The sequence below is a fragment of the Nostoc sp. genome (genome assembly GCF_036917275.1).
Lineage (GTDB): Bacteria > Cyanobacteriota > Cyanobacteriia > Cyanobacteriales > Nostocaceae > Nostoc.
In genome coordinates this window covers 26847-47835 of record NZ_JBALDF010000028.1, presented here as the reverse complement: position 1 = coordinate 47835, position 20989 = coordinate 26847, and the positions used below count along the sequence as shown (strand labels likewise).

Here is a 20989-nt window from a genome sequence, read left to right as displayed (position 1 = left end):
CTTAGCCTTAAAATCCAAGTTCTTTTAGCAGAAACTCAAGAACACGAGTACTACCACTATAATACCCTGAATAGCACTTGAGGTGTTGAAGAGAATCTTGGGTCTTAGAGTTAGGCTTGAGTCCAAAATAGCAGTGTGCTTTGATGATCTGCTTTAATTTCACTTCTTTTAATATTTCTGTTTCTATTTCATTCGCTATTAATTCCCTGTCTAGTTCAAATTCATAAGATTTAGTACCCCAATCTTTGATTAAGGTAAATAAAATTGCATCTTCAGCATTGCTTATTTTTTCTGCCTCACCAGACAAACCAAGTATATTTAGAACAGAATGAGCTAATTTTTGCGATAGAGCTTGTAATCCTCTCACATCAATTTCTTGAATTCCAGAACTATGAGCATTTATAAAAAGTCCAGAAGCTTCTGCTCGAATCCTTAAATGTTTCCATTTATAGCAAACACCATTGATTGATTTATTGAGATATTTTTCCCACATATTATGCAGAACAAGCTGATGAAGATTAGGGTGTGTCCACTGAGCTTGACAATGATTAGCTAATTCATCAAAAAATCCAGGAATATGATTCCAGAAAGGGAATTGAGTACGTTGTTCTATGTGTTCATCGGCTGTTGAACTATAGGTAAATCCATCCCAGGATAAAGCTAAGTAATCTTTGTCCACCTCAGCAATCACAGACCAGCGAATATAGCGCTCGTCTAATTGGCTAGCAGTTCCAGACCCTCGACGAACATAATCTACAATTCTATAAGTTCGGATATACCATTTTTTCTTGGGTTGATTCGGTTCGTGAATTGGTCCGTACCAACCATCCTGACCAAATTCTTGTAACAAAGATGCAGAAGAACTTAGGTTAAGTGTAGGATCGCACGTACCTATTTTCAAACTCAACCATGTTCTTGCCTGTTTCACATATGCAAGTAATATTTCATCTGAAGTAATCTTACCTTTTTCAAGTGCATTGGCTAAATGTACTGCTAATTCTGCTTTTTTAAGCTGACCTGTCTCTAATAAAATAAATCGGAGGGTTTTAACAGTAAACTCATTGCTAGATAGAAATTGTACACAGAATTCCTCACCTGGAGTAAAACCATGATCAACAAAAGCGTTAATACTCATAAACTATTGCTCAAGATGTTGTGTTGATGGATTTGAAAGGTTGTTAAAAAAAGAGCATAGCAAAAAGTATCTACGCTTAAGCCATTTATAGTAAGGCAGGCAAAACGCCCACCCCTCAAAAAACACAACTAATCCAAACCAGACTTTAACTCACTTTGCGCTTGTGCCAATGCCTTTGGCAATTTACTTGCATCGCGTCCACCGGCTTGGGCTAAGTTTGGTTTTCCACCGCCGCCGCTACCCCAACTTTTAGCGATCGCCTCGTTAATCAATTTGAACGGACTAACTTCAAGCCACCTGCCTACACTCGATTCCATGCGCCTCTATTTTATTGACAGGACAACTAGAAGGTAGCAATTAACGCTGAGAACTTGTTTGATGTGGAATATTACACTTTTTATTGATCAGTGGTTTTGCACTCTTGCAACAGAAACCAAGGGCGACATCCGTGAAAGGTTAAAATAATTCGTAATTAGTAATGACGCTCCTACCTCGCTAATGCTACGCTAACGTAATTAAGTTTTGTAACGGGATTTAGCACCAAACTGGAGCGCCGATTTCCGGCAATCTAGATTTTGCAAGAGACCCCGCCACCAAACTTGCCGCTTAATAGTTGCGGAGGACTTAAACCCACAAAATTGATTAAGGTAATATATGCATTTGCGGAGCCTCTCATTGGCGCAACCTCTTTTAGAGAATAGAAGCAGCCTGCCCCAAAGTTCTTGCGTAAGTCCTAATATTGTGAAACTATAACTTGTGACTTGCTGATTAAACTGCAACCAGCCTGTCTCTAAGCTCACTCCAGAAAAAAGTACTGGTAATGATCATGAAGCGATCGCCAAATTCAGAAAATAACCAGAAACCATCTAATCCTCGTTTATGGCTCCTCATCTTAGGACGTACCAGTTTGGCTGTGGGTGGAGTTTTACTGGTTGGAATTGCAGTTGGTGCTTGGTGGGCTAGAAACTATGTATATAAAGATTTAGCACCGTTAGTGCAGCAAAATCTTCAGCAATTGCTTGGGCGTCCTGTAAAAGTAGGGAATGTTGAACGTTTTTCGCTTTCTAGTCTGAGATTTAGCTCTCTATCGATACCAGCAACTTCCAATGATCAAGATCAGGTGGTAGCAAAAGCTTTAGAGGTGCAGTTCTCGCCGTTGCAACTTCTCCTCACCCGAAAACTGGTATTAAATGTCATATTAGTTCAGCCCAATGTCTATATTCAACAGGATAAAGATGGTCGTTGGGTTACAGCGCAAGTTAAGGCTGGGGAGGGACAAGGCTTCATCCAAACTGAGTTGCAAACACTTCAAATTCAAGATGGTGATGTAGAGTTGATGCCATTCGCCGCACCAACTAAACCGAAAGGATCAGTAATATTAGATCAAGTTGGTGGTGTTGCCCGATTTTCAGATCAAAATCAAAGGATCGGTTATGACATCAATGCTCAACTCAGTAGGGGAGGCGCTGTTAAAATTGTTGGCGAAACACAAGTAAAAGCTCAACAAACTAACCTCAAGTTGCAAGCACAAAATTTACAAGTATCAGAGGTCAGTCGATTAATTCAATTGCCAATTGCCTTGCAAGCAGGGCGTTTAGATGCTGACTTAGGGGTTCAGATTCCACCCAAACTGTCAGAAATAGCGATTACAGGAACAGCTACAGCTAATCAAATCACTGCTAAAATTCAAAATATTCCTCAGCAGGTTTCTAATTTTAATGGGAGATTTCTATTTCAAGGTCAGACAGTTGCTTTAGAGAATCTGAATACGAACTTTGGCAAAGTTCCCATTCAGGCAAATGGAACAATTAATAGCCAAACAGGTTTTAATATCTCTGCTCAGATAAAACCAGTTAGTGCAAAAAATATCTTAGACACATTGAAAGTGAATTCGTCAGTCCCAGCTACTGGCGAAATTCAAGCAAATATTCAGGTACTAGGGTCACTTCAGCAGCCAATCCTTAGCGGTACAGTAAGCAATACTAAACCCATTCAAGTTGATCGTGTTCAACTCCAAACCGTCAATACTGACTTCCGGTTGAATGTATCTAAAACTGCATCTCAACTTGCCGTTTCCAATCTGAAAATAGTCCCCGCAGCTGGTGGTGAAATCACAGGCGGTGGTCAAGCTCAACTGGGAGCTAAAAATGAAGCAAGATTTAATGCTCAAGTTGATGGTGTATCAGGGGATATACTAGCACGCGGTTATGGCGTTACTCTACCGATCGCAGTTGGAAATGTTTCAGCGAAAGCACAAATTTCTGGCTCACTTGGCAAACAACCCTTGAAACTTGATATTACTAGTGTTCAGATAACGCCGCCAGCCGGGGGAAAAATCACAGCCAATGGTCAAATTCAACTGGCTCCCCAAGGTCAAGTAGGCGTAAATATTCAAGCTCAAGGTATCCCAGGAAATGCGATCGCTCAAGGTTACGGTATTTCAACTCCAATTAATATTGGTGGTATATCTGCAAACGCCAAAATTTCTGGTTCTCTGGGCACACCATTAAACGTCAATGTTGTTCGCGTTCAAGCAAATCCAGAGGTGGGAGGGCAAGTTACAGCTAACGGTCAACTTCAGCTTGCACCCAAAGGCAGGGTGGCGTTGAATGTACAAGCAAAAAATTTACCAGGGGATGCGATCGCTAAAGCATACAACTCCTCACCCTCGATCACCATTGGGAATGTATCGGCAAATAGCAGGATTTCTGGCTCACTTGGCAACCTGCAAGCAGTAACGCAAGTGCAAGCGCCCACAGCCACCTATCCGATTACAGGTGAAGCTGTTGTTAATCAACAAGGGCAGAATATCTTCTTGCCAAATGCTGTGTTGAACGTGGCAGGCGGTACAATCAGGGCTAGGGGTCAAGTTGTACAACAACGCTGGCAGGCTTTTGTGAATACCCAACAACTGCAATTGAGCCGTTTTGCACAGATACCACCGCAGTTCCAGGGAGTTTTAAGCAATGTTGCCTTGAATTTGTCAGGAAGCACTGCTTCTTTCCAACCCTCAACCATTCAAGCCACAGGACAAGCAAGGCTGAATGTAGCAGGAGGTACGGTTAATCTCAGGAATGTTAGCTTTAATGGTGGTCGCTGGCAAGTGCTTGCCAACACTTCCCAAATTCAACTTAGCCGTTTCTCACCTCAATTGGGAGGACGGCTCAATAGTAATATCCAATTCGCAGGCACAGCAAAATCTTTCCAGCTTGCAGATATTCGAGCCGCCGGACAAATCCGCGTTTCCCAAGGGTTAGCGCTGCTAGCACAACCGCTGACAGCCCAAGTGCAGTGGAATGGAGAGCAGATTATCGTTGAAAACGCAACTACCTCAGGACTGAGTGCTAATGGGGCGATCGCTGTTCAAACCCCACCAACTGGCGCACCCCAAATTACGGGATTTAATTTAAATGTACTGGCGGAGAATTTCAACCTCAAAAATACAGGCTTTAAAGTTCCTGGTGACGTGGCGGTAACGGGGCTACTTGATTTTAAGGGAAAAGTTACAGGTACTCCAGATGTACCTCAAGCTAATGGCAATATCCGACTGCGGAATTTCCAGGTTAGTAATTTGGCGTTTGACCCAGTTTTAACTGGAAACGTGAATTTTCAAGGGGGACAAGGGGCAAGTCTGCGATTAGCCGGGAAGCAAGACAAGATTGCACTTAACCTGGGTGCAGATTATCGCCCAACTTCATTTTTAGTCCAGCGCGATGAGGCAGTTACCACAGGTAGAACTGAAGGAGATAACTTGCTCATCAACGCCCAACAGTTTCCCATAGCTCTTGTTAGCGGCTTTTTACCTAACAATCAATTGAAACCTCTGGCGGGGCAATTATCGGGAAATTTAGTTGTTAATTTGAATAATTATGCAGTTGCGGGAGATGTGGCGATCGCTGCGCCTCGTGTTGCTAGAATTGCAGCAGATGAATTTCGCGGCACCATCAATTATGCCGATGGTACTGCTAGCTTGGCTAATGGTCAATTGCGGATTGCAGATAGCAATATCGCCCTGAGTGGAAATGTGCAAACAGGGAATGACCCGCAATTTCAAGTTCAAGCTAATTTAGACCAAACCAGAATTGAGAAACTCTTACAAGCGTTTAATATCTTTGACTTTAAAGACTTTGGTACCGGGTTGCAGCCTCCGAAGTTGGCTGGAGCAGAGGTACTTAATACTGAGCCTGTCAGTTTGCCCAACGCAGATTTGAAAACACAGCTAGCATATTTCTCTAATATTGCAACATCGGTAGCAAAACAACAGCAGGTAGAAAGAAAAAAAGCCGCATCTTTGCCCACCCTTGCAGAATTAACGGGTGCTTTGAGTGGAGGAATTACAGCTAATGGCTCGTTGAAGTCTGGGTTAAATGTCGGCTTTAATTTTCAAGGTGCTAATTGGCAATGGGGTGAATACTCGATTAATCAAGTCGTTGCTCAAGGTACTTTTGCTGATGGGATCGTCACACTTTCGCCGTTGAGTGTTGGAATCAATCAAGGACTGGTGGCGTTTTCGGGACAGTTAGGAACTGAGCAACTATCTGGAAAGTTGAATGTAGCAAGTTTACCTTTATCACTTTTAGAGCCTTTTATCGAAAAATACCCTATAGATATTACTGGTAATGTAAATGCTGATGCCACCTTGGGAGGTAGTTTAAAAGACCCCAGAGTTCAAGGACAAGTGGCGCTGGCGAATGCAACTCTCAACAAGCAACCTGTGCAAACAGGACAAGTGAACTTTGACTACAACAAAGCTCGCTTGAATTTTGACAGTACTTTGTTAGTCATAGGAACGCAGCCACTTGCAATTACAGGTAGTGTACCTGCTCCATTACCTTCTGCCGCAGTGCAGCCAGATAGCAATCAAATTAGCATCAACGCTAATCTGCAAAATGAAGGATTGGCACTGTTAAACGTGTTTACCAACAATCAAGTCGCTTGGGTAGACGGTCAAGGAAAAGTAGATTTAAACGTTCAGGGTACTTTAAAGGAACCAATTATCAACGGAAATGCCATACTTAATAATGCAACTTTTCGCACTCAAGCCTTATCTGATCCCCTAACAAATGTCACAGGGATAGCGCGATTTAATGGTAATACGGTGAGTGTTGAAGGTATCCAAGGCACGTACAATAAAGGGCAAGTGACAGCATCAGGCATCCTGCCAATTTTTGATCCGCAGCAAGCCGCAGCGAATCCCCTAACAGTATCAATAGCAGACAAACTCAATTTTAAGCTTGCAGGACTGTATGAAGGCGGTGTTGGCGGCGATGTCGTAATTCGCGGAACAGCCCTAAAACCTATAATTGGTGGAGAGATTAAACTGAGTAATGGTCAGGTGATTATTGGAAACTCGGCTGCTGCGAAGAAAAAATCAGCAGCGACAGCAGAGGCTAACGCTAACGTCATAAATAGAGAAGAGGTTAATGCTAACGTCACACCTACACCAGAGAATAGCACTAGCCCAGTGATTACAGCAAAGAGTAGCACTAGCGCAGTCACTCCACCCAATTTACCTATAAAGTTTGCAGATTTAAAGTTGACTTTAGACAAAGGTGTTCGTGTTACTACTCAATCTTTACTGAGCTTTGTACCAGGAGGAGCGGCCTTTAGTCAGCCCCTATTGAGCTTTGACGCCAAAGGCGACTTGACCATCAATGGTACATTAGCCAAGCCGCTTCCTGAAGGAGTCATTCGTTTGACAGGAGGACGACTGAGCGTATTTTCCACTCAGTTCACCTTGGCGCGGGGCTATGAACAAACTGCGAGCTTTACTCCAAGTCTTGGACTTGACCCGACCCTAGATGTGCGACTTACCGCAATTGTACCCGAAGCATCGGCAAGGAACAGTCAAACTTTGGAATCACCATTGTCTTCTGAAGTCAGCGATGTTTCTGCAAACAATTTTGGGACTTTAAATACCGTTACCGTTCAAGCCAGGGTAAACGGGCCAGCTAGTGAATTGGGCGACAATCTAGAACTGACGAGTGAACCTAACCGTAGTAAGGGAGAAATAGTTGCTCTGCTGGGTGGCTCGATTCTGGGTTCTTTCGGTCAAACAAATGCAGGACAAGGGCTGACTGGTTTCGCTAGTTCAACCATTTTAGGTGGTTTACAAGGAACTATCACTGCGATCGGACAGGCTATTGGTTTCAGTGAGTTTCGGATATTTCCTACTCCATCTACTAATACTAATAAAACAGCGAACGGTTCAGTTCTTAATTTATCAGCAGAAGGTGTGTTTGACATCAATAAAAACGCATCTGTTTCTTTATCACACGCTCTTTCTAACAATGATGAGTCTTTCCGTTACAATGTGCTCTATCGACTCAATGACGAAATCTTGATGCGAGGCTCAACTAATTTGGGGGATGAAAATCAATTCCAAGTTGAGTATGAAAGCCGATTTTAGATTACAGCTTTGTATTTCCGGGTGGATTTGTCTTTGTCTTCTAGGTGTCTCTGTAAACCTGAAATTCTAAACCAGACATTATTGCTAGCCATAGTAATTATTAGCAGGACATAAATCGAGGCAATCGCTATTCCTGATATATATTAGTGCTATGAATAATCGTAATGTAAATGTTACCTGTAACTGAAGCAGCAATAAAACCAGCCACAGCCCCAACCAGCATCATTCCATCTACGCCCAGATTTAACACGCCCGATTTTCTAGTTACTAATTCACCTAGTGCCGCCAAAATTAGAGGTGTCGCTGACCGTAGGGTATCACTAATGATTAAGCAGATTGTTTGGATGTTCACCCTTTGTAACCGTAGGTAAAACTACCTTCGCCAGATGTTGTTCTTGGGCTTGTATTTCCAGTAGTTGGGGAATCGTCACAAATCGATAGCCTTGGGCTTTGAGACCTGCGATCATTTCTGGTAAAGCTTTGACGGATCGAGAACGGTTGCCGCCCCCATCATGCATCAGTACAATTGCACCGGGTTTTGCATATTTAAGCACATTTTTTATCAGCATTGGCACTTGAGGCGAACGACGTTCAGCGTCTCCCGACTCTTCTGACCACATCATGACAGCGTACCTCTCGTTTTTGGCGTATTGAGCTAGTCCATTATTCAGAAAGCCGCCGGGGGGACGAAACAGAGTCGTTTTCTCTCCTGTCGTCTTGTAAATGATGTCTGCCGTGCGATCAATTTCACTAGCCGCAGTCGCTCCATCCATTTTAAAATACCAATGATGCCATGTATGATTGCCAATTACATGACCATCAGCAGCCACTTGCTTGGCAATTTGGGGAAAATATTTCACCATTTGCCCAAGCATAAAAAATGTTGCCTTGATATTATTTTTCTTCAAAATTTCTAAAATCTGTACTGTATTTTTGGGACCAGGACCGTCATCAAAAGTTAGGGCGATGACTTTCTCATTTGCTTTTAGTTTCGCTTGATAAACGATTGTTCCCTGAAAAGGCTTTGGCACTTCATTCATCTGGTCTATAGCTGGGGTGATAGACTCTGCATCTGCACTCATTGCCCTACCTAAACTCGTTTTAGCACTCTCGCCTTTTGGCTTTTGAATTCCGAACAGATGGTCAAGTTTAGTTGTGCCTACAAGCAGAATGATACCCATACTACCTACATAAGCAAGCGATGTAATAGTTACTACCTTTATGAACAGCGATAATTTCCGATTAAACACATTAAATCTCCTTAAATATTAGTCATTGGGCAAAACAGTTCGGAGGTCTGAGTTGCCAGTTCTGAGTAAAGAAGTAAGATTCCCCATTCAGGACTCAGCACTGGGCACTCAAAACTCCCTACTCTCCTATCACATCACTCGTACTCAGTTGTAAATTAATATATCTGCTGCTAAAAGAATAAAATACCTTAAAACATCCCACCTAAAGGAAGTCCCTATTTAATCTGCACTTATTCGCCACCTACGGATAAAAGTGCTATCAAAAGACTGGATAAAATAATACCCACTTGATTTAACCGATCAATAAAACCAGTAATGATCGCAGTATAACCGTAACCACGAGAAATGCTAGGACAAAGTTGACCCCAGCAGGAAAATTGCTGAGTGTATCGGATGCATACGCTTTAATTGCAGCTATCCCTAATGTGGGTGAATATAACTTAACTGATATCTTACCGAAATTGCCAACAACTGATGCACTCAAACTCTATGTACCAATTTCTAGTGGATAGCAATTGGTTCTCAACATATCCAACATTGTAGTCACTGAGTGGCAATGGCTAGTTACAGACATTGATTGATTTTATGCACCAATATTAAAGTCTAATATAAAAGCATTCAACATAAAAATAACCCAATGGTGATGTGGGGCACGATCGCTGCCTTCGGAGCCAGAAATCTTAGTCTTTATATACTTATAGCCTCCCACATCACACGCAGCACTTGTAATGTTAGTCTTGAGACTCCTCAGAGATAGATTCTGACTCAGTTTCAAGTTCTTCTGTTTTGACTTTCGGGGCTGGAGGTTTAACGGGTTTTGGGCCACGCGCTAGGGCAGGATTACCCTGCTGCCTGTTTTCATCCCCATAGGATGCTTTTTTCTCTGTGCCAGATGAGCGATTACGGCTTGGTTTTGAGCTTTTGGGGTTGGATTCAATAGGCGGTATAGAATCCGAATTTTCGGTATTGTTGTCAGTGCTTTCTTGAGACTGACGTTCCGATTTCTTGATTGGGCGTTCTACCATTGTTGATTTTTGTAAATTTATCTGTATAGTACATCGGTTTGGTTACTATCAAACTGTCAAGTAGCATTTTTTAAAGATTTTATTGTTATAATTACTAAATAGCTATGTTTATTAATTTGACAAGCAAGCAGCCACCCGACTTGATCAACTACCTTAAAAAGCATTCAAAACCAATAAGCAATTAACTCACTAAATGTTGAAATAGGTGCGTTATTAATAACCTAACGCACCCGACAACTATTCAACAAAATTAGGTCGTGCCTTCCCCGTTGATTTCAACTTTTGCTCTAAAACTGCCCAATTTTCCTGCTCAATTAAGTTAGTCAACTCATCGAGATTGTGACGATATTGTTGCAGCGATCGCAGCAATGCTTGACGATTATACCGCGCCATCATTACACCCAACTCTGGATTCCCACCACCCACACGACTGGTATCCCGAAAACCTGAACTAGCAAATTTTTGGGCTAATTGCAAAACATCAGGGTCAGTTTCACTCAAACAAGCAGCAATCAACGAGGAACTGACCATTACAGGTAAATGGGAAATCCAACTAACAGCGCGGTCATGTTGCTCTGGTTGACAATAGTGGATATTCGCTCCAAGCGATCGCACAATTTCTTCCACCACCGTAATTGCAGTGGTTGGTGTTGTAGTTATCGGTGTTAATACATAAGGTCTATCAACAAATAAATGCCGCTGTGCAGCTTCTATTCCACTGTCTGTTTTTCCCGCCATTGGATGACCGCCGATAAAATTATTCCAAAGGGGAGAAATCGCCTTGACTATCTGTGCTTTCGCTGAACCCACATCAGTCACGACGGTAGCGGTGGACAAATGAGCGCTCAACTGTTCCAATTGGGGCACAATAAGCGCTAAGGGTGTACAAATAAATACAACCTCTGCGGCTGCTAACAGGCTCAGATCAACTGATGCTTGATCAACACTGCCGAGGGCAACTGCCTTTTGACATGTGGCTTCACGGCGACTAACTCCTAAGATATGATGTCCTTGCGATCGCAAATCAAAACCCAAAGATCCGCCTATCAGTCCCAGTCCTAAAATCCCAACATTTATTTTTGATTTTGACATTCCGTTTTTTATGATACCAACTATTAAAGTTGGCATCCAAGGGGTAGCATCAATGACTATAGAGGAATTATTGGAACAATACGCAGCAGGAGTCTTAAATTTTAGTGGTCTTGACCTCGCAGAAGCTAACCTGAGTGGGGCTAAACTCAGTGGTGTGAATCTTAGCGATGCTAATTTAAGTATAGTTAACCTGAGTGGCGCGAATCTGAGTGAAGCTGACTTGAGCAATGCCAAGCTAAATGTAGCCAGACTGAGTGGTGCGAATCTATCTAGCGCCATCTTGAACAACGCTAGTCTCAACGTCGCTAATTTGATTCGAGCGGATCTGGGTCGCGCTCAACTTAGAGGAGCTTCGTTGATCCGCGCCGAGTTAATTCGTGCTGATCTCAGTCGCGCTGACCTGTTGGAGGCTGATCTTACCAGTGCCGATCTGCGAGAGGCCACACTCCGCCAAGCGAATCTCCGTTACGCTAAGTTGAGTGAGGCCGTCTTGAGAGGCGCTTCCTTAACTGGAGCCAACTTGGAAATGGCTAACTTAAACGCCACTGATCTGAGTCGTTCTGACATTAGCGGTGCAAATTTGCGAGATGCCGAACTTAGACAAGCGAATCTCAGCCATGCTAACCTGAGCGGGGCAGATTTGAGCGGGGCGAATCTCCGGTGGGCAGATTTGAGCAATGCAAATCTCCGGTGGGCAGATTTGAGCGGCGCAAAATTGAGCGGGGCTACTTTAATTGGCACAGATTTAAGCAATGCCAATTTAACAAATACAATTTTAATCCATGCCAATTTAACTCAGGCAAAATTAATTAAGGCGGAATGGATCGGTGCTGATTTAACAGGAGCAACTTTAACTGGGGCAAAGCTTTATGCCACCTCCAGGTTTGGTTTAAAAACCGAAGGCATGATTTGTGAATGGGTTGATCTTAGCCCCAAAGGCGATCGCTCTATTATCCAAAACTTCCATTCCGAAGACTCACGAGATTTTTTTAATGAAACACCGCCAACAATCCGCATTATTGTTGATGCACCCCTAGAATACGAAGCCAATTTTGCTCTTGCTGGCGCTTACTACCAAATTGCTCAGGAATACCGGGGGCTGAAACAACCCCCAAGCGTGGAAAATGGGCGTCGCCGAACTGTTTTCACATTTCATGTAGATAGCGACGAAGCATTATTTGCCACTGCTTACATTGTGATTCTTCCCTTTCTAGATGCGGCATCTACCCAAAAGAATATTTTGAGTATGGTGGAAATGATTAACAGTGAAGTTGTTGCAAACCAAGATTTAAAATCGCTAAAATCTCCCCATTTGGTGAAACAATTAAATCTTCTTGTAGAGCAAGCTATAATTCAGGCTACAACAATTAAGCAGATGAAAAAAAATATCGAAGTAGCTGCAAAGTTAAATTTTTGTAAAGCCTCAACCCAAATAATTTTAACGAATTCTAGCGCCCACACTTTGATTGTCCATGACCATCCTAACTTTGGCAAAAGATTTATTAATCGCTCTGCTCTCAATGCTTCAGCTTATGATGATATATCTAATGAATCAATAAAATATGATATATTGCCTCAGTTAAATATGGTTATAGATTTTGTCCAAGGATTTCACTATATTAGTCATTAATCATGGGGCATTGGGGAGCCACTGCGTTGCGGTGAATCCAGCGCTGTAGGCGGGTTTACCGCCGTAGGCGACTGGTGAACCCGAAGGGAGGTTCCCAGCATTGTACCCCTACGGAGAAGCAAGCTACGCGTTGGCGGAGTCTCTCTAAGAGTTGCGTCTTTGAACAAAAGAAGCAACTAGCGTCATTGGGCAAATGAGAAATAAGAAAAAACAAAATTTTGGAGGACAAAAATGCGCGATACCTTTAATAAAATGATCGGTCGAACTCGCTATGTAGTCTTTCGCCTATTTCTGCACTTAGGGGGAGGTGAGGTAGCACCAATTTTGGGAGTATTAAATAGTGCTGGACGAGATGCGATCGATGTTGATGGCGACTTAGAAGTTTTGGGAGAAGGATTGGTAGAAATTAGCCAAACCCTGCTGCAATATGATGAATATTGGCTTTCTGCTGCCAACGAAGGTGACGTATTTTGGGATGAAGGCGAGGCAGGAGATTACGTGAATGAATTATTTACTGATTCTGCCGAAAGATATCTCAGTGAACCAGATTACAGTCCTAACTCTGGATTGAATGAACCTTTATCTATACCTGTAACTCGCAACATCATTGTGATGATTACAGTAGCTTATGAAGGAGAAGTACTAGAATTAGAAACTGATCTTTCTAACGTTCAGGCACTCAAAGAAGGATTGAAAGCATTGATAAATTTGCATTATAAACATAGATTGAAGGCAATCCAAGTGCATTTCTCCCCAGCACAGTTAGGTGATGAACTCACTAGCGATCAACTGTTGCAATATTACCCAGAATTGATTCCTTTGTAATCTGTTGGGTAGTCCGTACTTACTGCTCACATCAATAAATTGTTAAGCTCAGAGATAGGACAATAATCCAATGATCATGACCATAGTACGTAAATTTACTGCCGTTTTTTTAGCTCTGAGTTTGTGTATGACAACTGTCGCTTGTGGTGGGGGAAACCAAACTATTTCTCCGACTAAGAACGTTAGCCAAACTTCTACTAACACAAAGCTGAGTGACGGTGAGTATCAAATACAACAAGCTACTTATGACGATGCAAGTGGTGAGTACAACCTGTTTTTACTTAATAATAAGCCCCCAACCTTTGCAACCGAAAATTTGCAAATGGCACGGTTAACTGATGATGAAGTCAAGCAGGGTAAGAAGACCTATCTGAAGGTAGAAAAAGGACAACCAATTTTATATCTGACGGAAGACTTTAAAATTGAGTACGTCCATAACGTTACCGAGAATAAAACCAATCCCCAGACAGGACAACAAGAGACGGTTGTAGTCCGTCGAGAAAATAGCTTCTGGGCACCGTTTGCCGGGTCTGTGGCTGGTAGTTTGGCCGGTCAGGCAATTGGTAGTATGTTATTTAGACCCCAGTATTATGTACCCCCTGTCTATCAATCAGGACAAGGATTAAGTGGCTTCGGTGGATATGGTGGAAGCTATGGCCAAGCAGTTCAAAACTACCAAACTCGCTACAATACGCCACCCGCAGCCGTGACAAATCGCACTGCGTTCCGCAATACGGGGACAATTAGAAGGTCATATCCTGGAAATTCAACTATACGCAATACACCGCGTAGCACTACAGGTAATAACCGTCCTTCGGGTTCTGGTTTTGGTGGTAGTACGTTGCAACCCTCTGGTAGAGCTACTTCACCCAGACGCAATTCGGGTTCTGGTTTTGGTAGTGGGCGTAGTACAGCACCCCGCCGTTCAAGTGGTTTTGGCAGCAGACGCCGTTAAGAAAATTTTGTTGCTGCTCAATGAAAAATTCTTGAGCGGGGGAGGTTTCAAGGTGGGGAGAAACTAAAGCTAATTAACGGGCTGAATGCTTTTTGCTAGTAGGCTGTTGGGAGATGTCATCATAGAAATATTTGACGACATCTCTCCAAAAAGAACTAGGAAAAAGCTATTAGCATTCGATTAGCAATTTTTTCAGTAAAATAGCTAACCCTCAGCAAACTATAACCTTAGTATTACCCAGATATCCCCCCGCAGTTGTTTAATCCGTTTCAAATCCTTTTATACAATTTAAAAGATTTCAGAATGCGACACCTCATTACACACCAGCCCTACAATCGCTGTCACACGCGGATGTAGGGTTTTTTATCTGCTCGTGATGGATTGGATATTTTGCCTGGTATGATCCCAACATATAGCAAAAGCCCCATTAATCCAAGCGTATTGAATTAAGCCCCTCTTTAAAAGGGCTTGGGGGGAGCTTCCGGGGCAAAGTATTACAAAAGAAAGCTTTATATCTATACAAGTGGCAACGATTAATTATAAATTATTCGGTCAAATAATATGAAATACCAAATACAAATATTGCTAAAAGAACAGGAATCATTTTATTAAAGTCTATTCGCTCTTTTTTTACTATTTCTAAACAAGATATCGGAATCATCAGAGGCCAGAAGATAGTTGTGACCAAAAACATCACAATTGATAAAAATTTATCTTCTGGAGTAGAAACAGAATAACGTAGGGAAAATATTAACCAATTGCTTAAAAAATAGCATGTCATAAACAGGTAACTAATAGTTAAAGTCAGTTGTATCTGATTCACCGTGAGTACTCCTGAAGTTATGTGAGCTTCACCAAACATCCTCCGTACAAAGTTATAACATATAGGACTTACGCACACTCTACGAATTCTCGGCGCTCTTGGCGTCTTGGCGGTTCGATAAATTAAGCTTTTTGGTAATTTTTGCGTAAGTCCTAACATATTTATTTTTCTCCCTTGCCCTGGTAAATTCCAATGTCTTTATGTATCAAGTTTGTGCCATTTGTGTCAAACTTATCTTCCTGTTTGTAGAGTCTAGTTAACCGTCTTTGGAGAAAATTTTGAAATTTTGGATGATGAATATTCAATTACATTATCCAAAATTTAAAATTTGGTTAGCTATGAGAGTAATAATTAAGCAGTCTTAAAAAATCGAATAATTTCACGGACATGATCGAGAAATTGTCCGTCAGTGGAAAGTTGCGCGATCGCATTCCTTGCTTCTCTCCCCAAACGCTCATGTTCTGTTTGATTTGTCGCCCGTAATTCTTCTAAATTAGCCGCCATTCGGGCTAAATCTCTGCGAGTTTCTTCAGCGAAGCGTTGTTGAGTTGCTGGTAATGAATAAGATTGTTCTGGGTTAAGTTGCTCCTCCAATGACTGGATTTTTTGTTCCAATATAGAGAAGCGATCGCGCAGTTCAAAAATATCTTCGCGCGGATACTTCCATTCTTGGCGAATCATCGCTAACCGCGCATATAAATACTCATAAGCGCGAATAGCTGGGCGTAGAATTGTTAATAACAAAGCTGCACCAGAACTGATATATCCCACAGTACTAATACCAGTGGCAGCAAGAGTATAAAGACCAACGGTTGAGAATAAGTGTAAAGCAATGGCAACCCAGAGCGATCGCTTTGCCAACACTGTGACATATTTCACTTGTTTCTCATCGACTGGAATTCCTTTCTCCTTGGATTGTGCTGCTTCTGCTAAGACTTCTTTGGCTTGAAAATGCACATTCCACGGTACGGTAACAATTACCAACAGCCACCAAAAACTTGCACCACCAATCACCCAATCAAGAAAGTTACCAGCAGGGATGTGCAACCATTGCAGCAAGCCAAAAGCTGTTAGCACCACAATTACAATTCCAGCAATGGAACTGATAAAAAAGTTGATATACATTTTGCCATGTCTCCAATTAAACCATCACCTCGATCATCACTTTGCAGCAGCAGTTATACGTAAATTATTGTGATAGTTTTTCTAATTGCACAGACTAATTTGGGGATGAGATAGCTAAACCAGGTAATTTGAGTATCTTTGTCACCTTTTTCCGAAAAATATTAACACAAATGCTTGTGATGCTTTTTCTACTTGCACTAGATCACTCCTCTGCGTCTCTGCGTGAGATAAAAAATACTTCGGTATTAGCAATACCTTAGCCAAAAAAATAAGTAATCTAGCTTTTGCCGAAATAGCCCAACATATAGCGTTTACCGACCTAGTGAGGTACGTTTTCAAAGTTACTAACTAATCTTGGTAAACAATATTTTGGTGTACCTCAGTTGCTTAGGAAACGCTATAAGACCATGCTTGATTATGAGGCAAAAAACGTCAAACTCCAGTCCAGACGTATACTACAGTCAAAATTATTTCCACACAAACCATACAATTGGTTAACTTTGAAATAAATCACTAAGATGGTTTTAAAAATTCAATAAGGAAAGTATTACCTTGTGCAAATCGAATAGTAATTTGCATGGTAGAACCTTCAGAATATTCAAGATTTAGTGGTTTGCCAACTTCAAAATTTACTGGTTGTTGTTGACCACCATTCACCGCTATATTATCAGCATAAATATAAGTTCTATCTGATGTATCTAAAATGGGATTCAAACGACCTTTTAAACCTTTAATGTATCCAGTGCTATCAGGAAAAATAACAGAACCAACATTTCCTCTATGTTCTAGTTTTTTTTGTGAATCCTTTTCTGGAGAAAAATTTCTAACTATTATGCCTGCAAAATTTGGATGTGCCACTAAAAGAGTATAATTTTGTTGAGACTTAATATTGAACTCAGCTATACCATTATTATCTGTCAAACTTTCTAAATATGTATTATTCTTACCAATTAATATTACTTGTGCGTTATTGATAGGATTATTATTAATATCATGAATAAATATTTTAGCAAATATATTTATGGTTGATGCTTGTTTTTGAGAACCTGGTTGAAATTTAGCTTTATTCTGAGTTGTATTAGCTGATATTGCTGAGTATGATAAAGCTAATGTATTGAGAATTAAGAGAGTTGGTAAAAGCTTTAAAAAGAGTGATTGTATTTTCATCTTTTCCTTTACTAATTTGGTAATTTAATCTTATTGTTCTTGCCCAGACAAAACTGATCCAGAAACTAATTCGGCAAATACTTTGCTACATATTAACTATGCAAATTTGCCGTTTACATCAGTGAATACGCGCATTATGTGTATTTATAGTAAAAGTTCTTGCTTTAATAAAGGAGAGTTTTTTAAGTGAATTCTTAGAGTCAAAGTTGCACCCTTGAGGAAGCGAAATAGCCCAACATAAGACCATGCTTGATTATGAGGCAAAACGTCAAACTCCAGTCCAGACGTATACTACAGTCAAAATTACTTCCACACAAACCATACAGTATTTTATTGGGTCAGTTTTTTGCCATCCGGCAAAAGCAAGCTTGTAAAATCTTAGGTTTGTTCTATATCAAGGCTCGTAAATTGGCGAAGGTATTGTATTAGAACTAGCTATTGGATAAGATAGCTACGCCAATTAGATTGAGTACCTTTACTACCTTTTTCTGGAATTAGCGATCGCCAAGTTTTACCTTCTTGCTGAATTTGCAGGTAAACGTCAAAGGGTTGTTGTGGCTGCGTCAAGCGTCGTTTTGGCAACTTAACAATCAAGTCATAAGTTCCTCGAACGCGGAAAGCTGGTAAATTTTCAATCGTTAGGGGTTGTTCCTGGGTAATTGATAGCCGTTTGATTTCAAATCCTTGAAAATCTAGATCCAACTGTTGGCTAAGTTTTTGTTGAGTTTGTTCTAGCCCAAGTGCGATCGCTTTTTGCACTAATTCGCTAGTCGGTAGCAGTCCAATACTGCCACAAGCTGTCACTAGCACCAGCAATATTGCTGTCAAAACTAACCGCACTATGTTATTCACTGCTTGATCTACTATTTTCTTCCTTATCAGTGTAACCGGACGTGTAAAAACTAGTAAAGACACGGTATAACCGTGCCTTAATTCGCAAAAAGGATTATTTTGACAAGTTTTTGCTTTACAGTACTATTAAGACTGGCGTAAAATTGCAGATAATGAACTATCTTTACGAAGATCCATCAAGTCTGCCAAAGATTCTGTACGCGTATCCAAGTGGTGCTTGTGTTCTGCTGGCAGAACCGTCACCAGGTGTTTTGGTTTAGGTTGCATCTGCATAACAGGCATCAGTCGTGGCTGTGGTACAAAAATTGGCTGGTTTTTAGGAAGGCGTGGTTCCAATCTTTGGTAATGGCTTTGTGCCAAGCGTGCCTGATGACGGTTAATCTGTTTTTGAACTTTCTGCGGTTGTGCTTTCCGGTTGAGCATTCTGAAAATGAGCAAGCAACCACTACCACAGCTGAGGGCGATCGCAGCCACCATCCATAAAGGTGTAGGATTACTATTCTCAGAGGGCGCATTGATTGGTTGTTCAACTATAACTGGGATTTTTTCTGGTTCTTCTTGTGCTACCTGTCCAGCATTACCTAAGCTATACAGGGCAAAGCCACCACCTCCGATAAACATGGCTAAAAACCCAGTAAACAATAGCCAAGGATGATGTGCAACCAGATATATCAGAACATTCGAGCTTTGTTTTAGTCTCGATTTCGTTTTTGTCAGCTCTGGAGTAGCCCCTCTTGGTTGGGTTCGCTCGCGCTGTACACTCTGACTTTTTTCCATGATTACTTTCAGATTTGTACCCCTCTAGTCAATAAATTGTACTGGAGGAGTCAAGCATCGGGTATCCGTAACAAAATTTTAGATTCAAGTAGCTTTTTTGTAAAACATACGCTACCAAATCCGGCTAACTTTTGCCAAAATTCTGTATTTCTTATGACTTTTTGCCGTAATAATCTGAAATCAGTTTGCTTATTTTCTCCCTCAGCTAGGAGAATGCCTAGCGATCGCAAGTTGAATTAACCGATCAACTAATTCTGGAAAGGAGACTCCACTATGAGTCCATAGTTGGGGATACATACTCGTTGCAGTAAAGCCTGGCAAGGTGTTGATTTCGTTAATCAAAACTTCTTGTGTCGCTTCCACGTAGAAAAAATCTACCCTTGCCAGCCCCGCAGCGTCAACAGCTGCAAAGGCTTGCAAAGCCATGTCTTGAATTTGACGAGCGATCGCATCTGGAATCGGTGCAGGTATCAGTAAATCTGCTCTACCCTCAGTATATTTAGTTTCATAATCATAAAAATCGCTGTCATATGTAATCTCTCCAATGACAGAGGCTTGGGGTTGATCATTACCTAAAACGGCACACTCGACTTCTCTAGCGACGACACCAGCTTCCACAACTAGCCGTCTGTCATAACTAGCAGCATTATCTAAGGCGGCTTCTAATTCTTGGCGCGATCGCACTTTGGCAATACCCACTGATGAACCTAAATTAGCAGGCTTGACAAAAGCGGGATAACCTAATGCTGCCTCAATTTCATCACACAATTTCGGAAATACGCAAGGATTAGACCAAACCTGCGCTCTAGTTATCGCCTTGTATTTTACCTGTGCTAGTCCCGCTTGCTCAAAGGCCATTTTCATGGCAATTTTATCCATCCCCATTGCCGAACCTAACACCCCAGAACCAACAAAGGGGACTTGCATCAAGGTGAGTAACCCTTGAATTGTCCCGTCTTCACCGTTGGGCCCGTGGAGAATAGGAAACCAAACATCTACTTGGGCAACTTGAGAGGGAGATTGCCACTTGTTGAGCGTTTGGGCTTGAGGGTTAGATGTCAAATGTCCAACAGATGTTGATTCTTCAGATTCCAGTAGCGGACTGCCGGTTGCTAAAACCTTTTGGGGTGTTTCTCCTGCAAGAGTGCGTCCATCTTTTTGGATGTAAAAAGGCAGTATTTCGTACTTATTAGCATTTTGCTCTGCACTCAAGGCTTTAGCGATCGCCCGTGCTGATTTGATCGAAACTTCATGTTCTCCCGAACGACCGCCAAATAGTAACCCCACGCGCAGCTTAGTCATTTTCGGTTCCTCGACACTCCTCAAGCAGATAGCGTATCACAACCTACAAAAGTTGCCATATTTTTCTATATTATTTTATTGCCTGTTCAAACCCTGGATCCAAAAAACTCTCCTCTTTAAGGTGTCAAATTATAGTGAGCTTTTAGAGTTGCTAGGTAACGTAGGGTGTGCATTGGCATTGTCAGCCGATACAATCGCATTGTCTGTCGATACAATCACATTGTCAATCGATACAATCGCATTGTCTCTCGATACAATCGCATTGTCAGTCAATACAATCGCATTGTCAGTCAATACAATCGCATTGTCTGTTGATACAATCGCATTGTCTGTCGATACAATCGCATTGTCTGTCGATACAATCGCATTGTCTGTTGATACAATCGCATTGCAGGTATCAAAATGCTTGTGTGTACACCTTAGCTTAAAAGGAGAGAGGAATGAAATCTTACTCCCCTTTCGTTGCAGGGAAGGGGCTGTTCTTGTTAGGTCTGTATTAAACTCAACAAGAGAAGTGTTATAAAACCTTTTACCCTCAATCATCAAATTTATAATTCTCTTTCTACTTGGTGTCTCTACCTCCTGCCTCCTGCCTCTTGCCTCCAATTGAAACAATCGTGTT

At 41.6% G+C, this 20989-nt stretch carries 17 protein-coding genes; 5 read left to right on the top strand and 12 right to left on the bottom strand.

Annotation, left to right across the window (positions count from 1 at the left end):
* Positions 1–7: 7 nt before the first annotated feature.
* Together V7K35_RS09465 and V7K35_RS09460 are read right to left on the bottom strand one after the other, a co-directional pair.
* The gene (locus V7K35_RS09465; RefSeq protein WP_335078313.1) at positions 8–1135 is read right to left on the bottom strand and encodes a hypothetical protein; all 1128 of its coding nucleotides are present in this window, start codon (positions 1133–1135) and stop codon (positions 8–10) included.
* 128 nt (positions 1136–1263) lie between these two features.
* Positions 1264–1407, bottom strand: coding sequence for a DHHA1 domain-containing protein (locus V7K35_RS09460; RefSeq protein WP_442939709.1), 144 nt, complete (start codon positions 1405–1407; stop codon positions 1264–1266).
* Positions 1408–1961: 554 nt separating this feature from the next.
* Between V7K35_RS09460 and V7K35_RS09455 the strand changes: the two genes are divergently transcribed.
* Positions 1962–7544 carry a translocation/assembly module TamB domain-containing protein gene (locus V7K35_RS09455; protein WP_335078311.1) on the top strand — a complete coding sequence of 1861 codons (5583 nt, stop codon included), beginning with the start codon at positions 1962–1964 and terminating at the stop codon, positions 7542–7544.
* Between the two features lie 127 nt (positions 7545–7671).
* Here V7K35_RS09455 and V7K35_RS09450 read toward each other — a convergent pair whose 3' ends face one another.
* Both V7K35_RS09450 and V7K35_RS09445 read right to left on the bottom strand, forming a co-directional pair.
* Positions 7672–7896, bottom strand: coding sequence for an ABC transporter permease subunit (locus tag V7K35_RS09450; protein WP_335078309.1), 225 nt, complete (start codon positions 7894–7896; stop codon positions 7672–7674).
* The gene (locus tag V7K35_RS09445) at positions 7865–8794 is read right to left on the bottom strand and encodes a polysaccharide deacetylase family protein (protein WP_335078307.1); all 930 of its coding nucleotides are present in this window, start codon (positions 8792–8794) and stop codon (positions 7865–7867) included. Before V7K35_RS09445 ends, V7K35_RS09450 begins: the two co-directional genes overlap by 32 nt.
* A 359-nt stretch (positions 8795–9153) precedes the next feature.
* Between V7K35_RS09445 and V7K35_RS09440 the strand changes: the two genes are divergently transcribed.
* Positions 9154–9306: a DUF3122 domain-containing protein gene (locus tag V7K35_RS09440; RefSeq protein ID WP_442939708.1), complete on the top strand. Its 153-nt coding sequence runs from the start codon at positions 9154–9156 to the stop codon at positions 9304–9306.
* Between the two features lie 219 nt (positions 9307–9525).
* Here V7K35_RS09440 and V7K35_RS09435 read toward each other — a convergent pair whose 3' ends face one another.
* Together V7K35_RS09435 and V7K35_RS09430 are read right to left on the bottom strand one after the other, a co-directional pair.
* A complete protein-coding gene (locus V7K35_RS09435; protein ID WP_335078303.1) occupies positions 9526–9819 on the bottom strand; it encodes a hypothetical protein in 294 nt (97 codons plus the stop codon).
* Positions 9820–10056: 237 nt separating this feature from the next.
* Entirely contained in the window at positions 10057–10896 is an 840-nt protein-coding gene (locus V7K35_RS09430; protein WP_335078454.1) for a prephenate/arogenate dehydrogenase, read from the bottom strand.
* Between the two features lie 67 nt (positions 10897–10963).
* On the opposite strand from V7K35_RS09430, the gene V7K35_RS09425 reads away from it, so the two are divergent.
* The 3 genes from V7K35_RS09425 to V7K35_RS09415 all read left to right on the top strand — a co-directional run bounded on the left by V7K35_RS09425 (position 10964) and on the right by V7K35_RS09415 (position 14321).
* Positions 10964–12541, top strand: a complete 1578-nt coding sequence (locus V7K35_RS09425; RefSeq protein WP_335078301.1) for a pentapeptide repeat-containing protein — start codon at positions 10964–10966, stop codon at positions 12539–12541.
* Between the two features lie 231 nt (positions 12542–12772).
* Complete coding sequence (locus tag V7K35_RS09420) at positions 12773–13366, top strand: DUF1517 domain-containing protein (protein ID WP_335078299.1); 594 nt, start codon at positions 12773–12775, stop codon at positions 13364–13366.
* A gap of 70 nt (positions 13367–13436) precedes the next feature.
* Positions 13437–14321 carry a hypothetical protein gene (locus V7K35_RS09415; RefSeq protein WP_335078297.1) on the top strand — a complete coding sequence of 295 codons (885 nt, stop codon included), beginning with the start codon at positions 13437–13439 and terminating at the stop codon, positions 14319–14321.
* 1174 nt (positions 14322–15495) lie between these two features.
* On the opposite strand, the gene V7K35_RS09410 is transcribed toward V7K35_RS09415, so the two are convergent.
* The 6 genes from V7K35_RS09410 to V7K35_RS09385 all read right to left on the bottom strand — a co-directional run bounded on the left by V7K35_RS09410 (position 15496) and on the right by V7K35_RS09385 (position 20913).
* Positions 15496–16269 carry a hypothetical protein gene (locus V7K35_RS09410; RefSeq protein WP_335078295.1) on the bottom strand — a complete coding sequence of 258 codons (774 nt, stop codon included), beginning with the start codon at positions 16267–16269 and terminating at the stop codon, positions 15496–15498.
* Positions 16270–16782: 513 nt separating this feature from the next.
* Complete coding sequence (locus tag V7K35_RS09405; RefSeq protein ID WP_335078293.1) at positions 16783–17436, bottom strand: hypothetical protein; 654 nt, start codon at positions 17434–17436, stop codon at positions 16783–16785.
* Between the two features lie 435 nt (positions 17437–17871).
* Positions 17872–18279, bottom strand: a complete 408-nt coding sequence (locus V7K35_RS09400) for a hypothetical protein (protein WP_335078451.1) — start codon at positions 18277–18279, stop codon at positions 17872–17874.
* Between the two features lie 135 nt (positions 18280–18414).
* On the bottom strand, positions 18415–19065 hold the full coding sequence (locus V7K35_RS09395) for a hypothetical protein (RefSeq protein WP_335078291.1): 651 nt from the start codon (positions 19063–19065) through the stop codon (positions 18415–18417).
* Between the two features lie 201 nt (positions 19066–19266).
* Entirely contained in the window at positions 19267–20367 is a 1101-nt protein-coding gene (locus V7K35_RS09390; RefSeq protein ID WP_335078289.1) for a D-alanine--D-alanine ligase family protein, read from the bottom strand.
* A gap of 129 nt (positions 20368–20496) precedes the next feature.
* A complete protein-coding gene (locus V7K35_RS09385; RefSeq protein WP_335078287.1) occupies positions 20497–20913 on the bottom strand; it encodes a hypothetical protein in 417 nt (138 codons plus the stop codon).
* Positions 20914–20989 lie beyond the last annotated feature (76 nt).

Excerpts from the sequence above, each read along its gene's own strand:
- V7K35_RS09435 (WP_335078303.1), bottom strand. The coding sequence starts at position 9,819 with ATGGTAGAACGCCCAATCAAGAAATCGGAACGTCAGTCTCAAGAAAGC.
- V7K35_RS09455 (WP_335078311.1), top strand. The coding sequence starts at position 1,962 with ATGAAGCGATCGCCAAATTCAGAAAATAACCAGAAACCATCTAATCCT.
- V7K35_RS09405 (WP_335078293.1), bottom strand. The coding sequence starts at position 17,436 with ATGAAAATACAATCACTCTTTTTAAAGCTTTTACCAACTCTCTTAATT.
- V7K35_RS09420 (WP_335078299.1), top strand. The coding sequence starts at position 12,773 with ATGCGCGATACCTTTAATAAAATGATCGGTCGAACTCGCTATGTAGTC.
- V7K35_RS09465 (WP_335078313.1), bottom strand. The coding sequence starts at position 1,135 with ATGAGTATTAACGCTTTTGTTGATCATGGTTTTACTCCAGGTGAGGAA.
- V7K35_RS09390 (WP_335078289.1), bottom strand. The coding sequence starts at position 20,367 with ATGACTAAGCTGCGCGTGGGGTTACTATTTGGCGGTCGTTCGGGAGAA.
- V7K35_RS09410 (WP_335078295.1), bottom strand. The coding sequence starts at position 16,269 with ATGTATATCAACTTTTTTATCAGTTCCATTGCTGGAATTGTAATTGTG.
- V7K35_RS09395 (WP_335078291.1), bottom strand. The coding sequence starts at position 19,065 with ATGGAAAAAAGTCAGAGTGTACAGCGCGAGCGAACCCAACCAAGAGGG.
- V7K35_RS09425 (WP_335078301.1), top strand. The coding sequence starts at position 10,964 with ATGACTATAGAGGAATTATTGGAACAATACGCAGCAGGAGTCTTAAAT.
- V7K35_RS09415 (WP_335078297.1), top strand. The coding sequence starts at position 13,437 with ATGATCATGACCATAGTACGTAAATTTACTGCCGTTTTTTTAGCTCTG.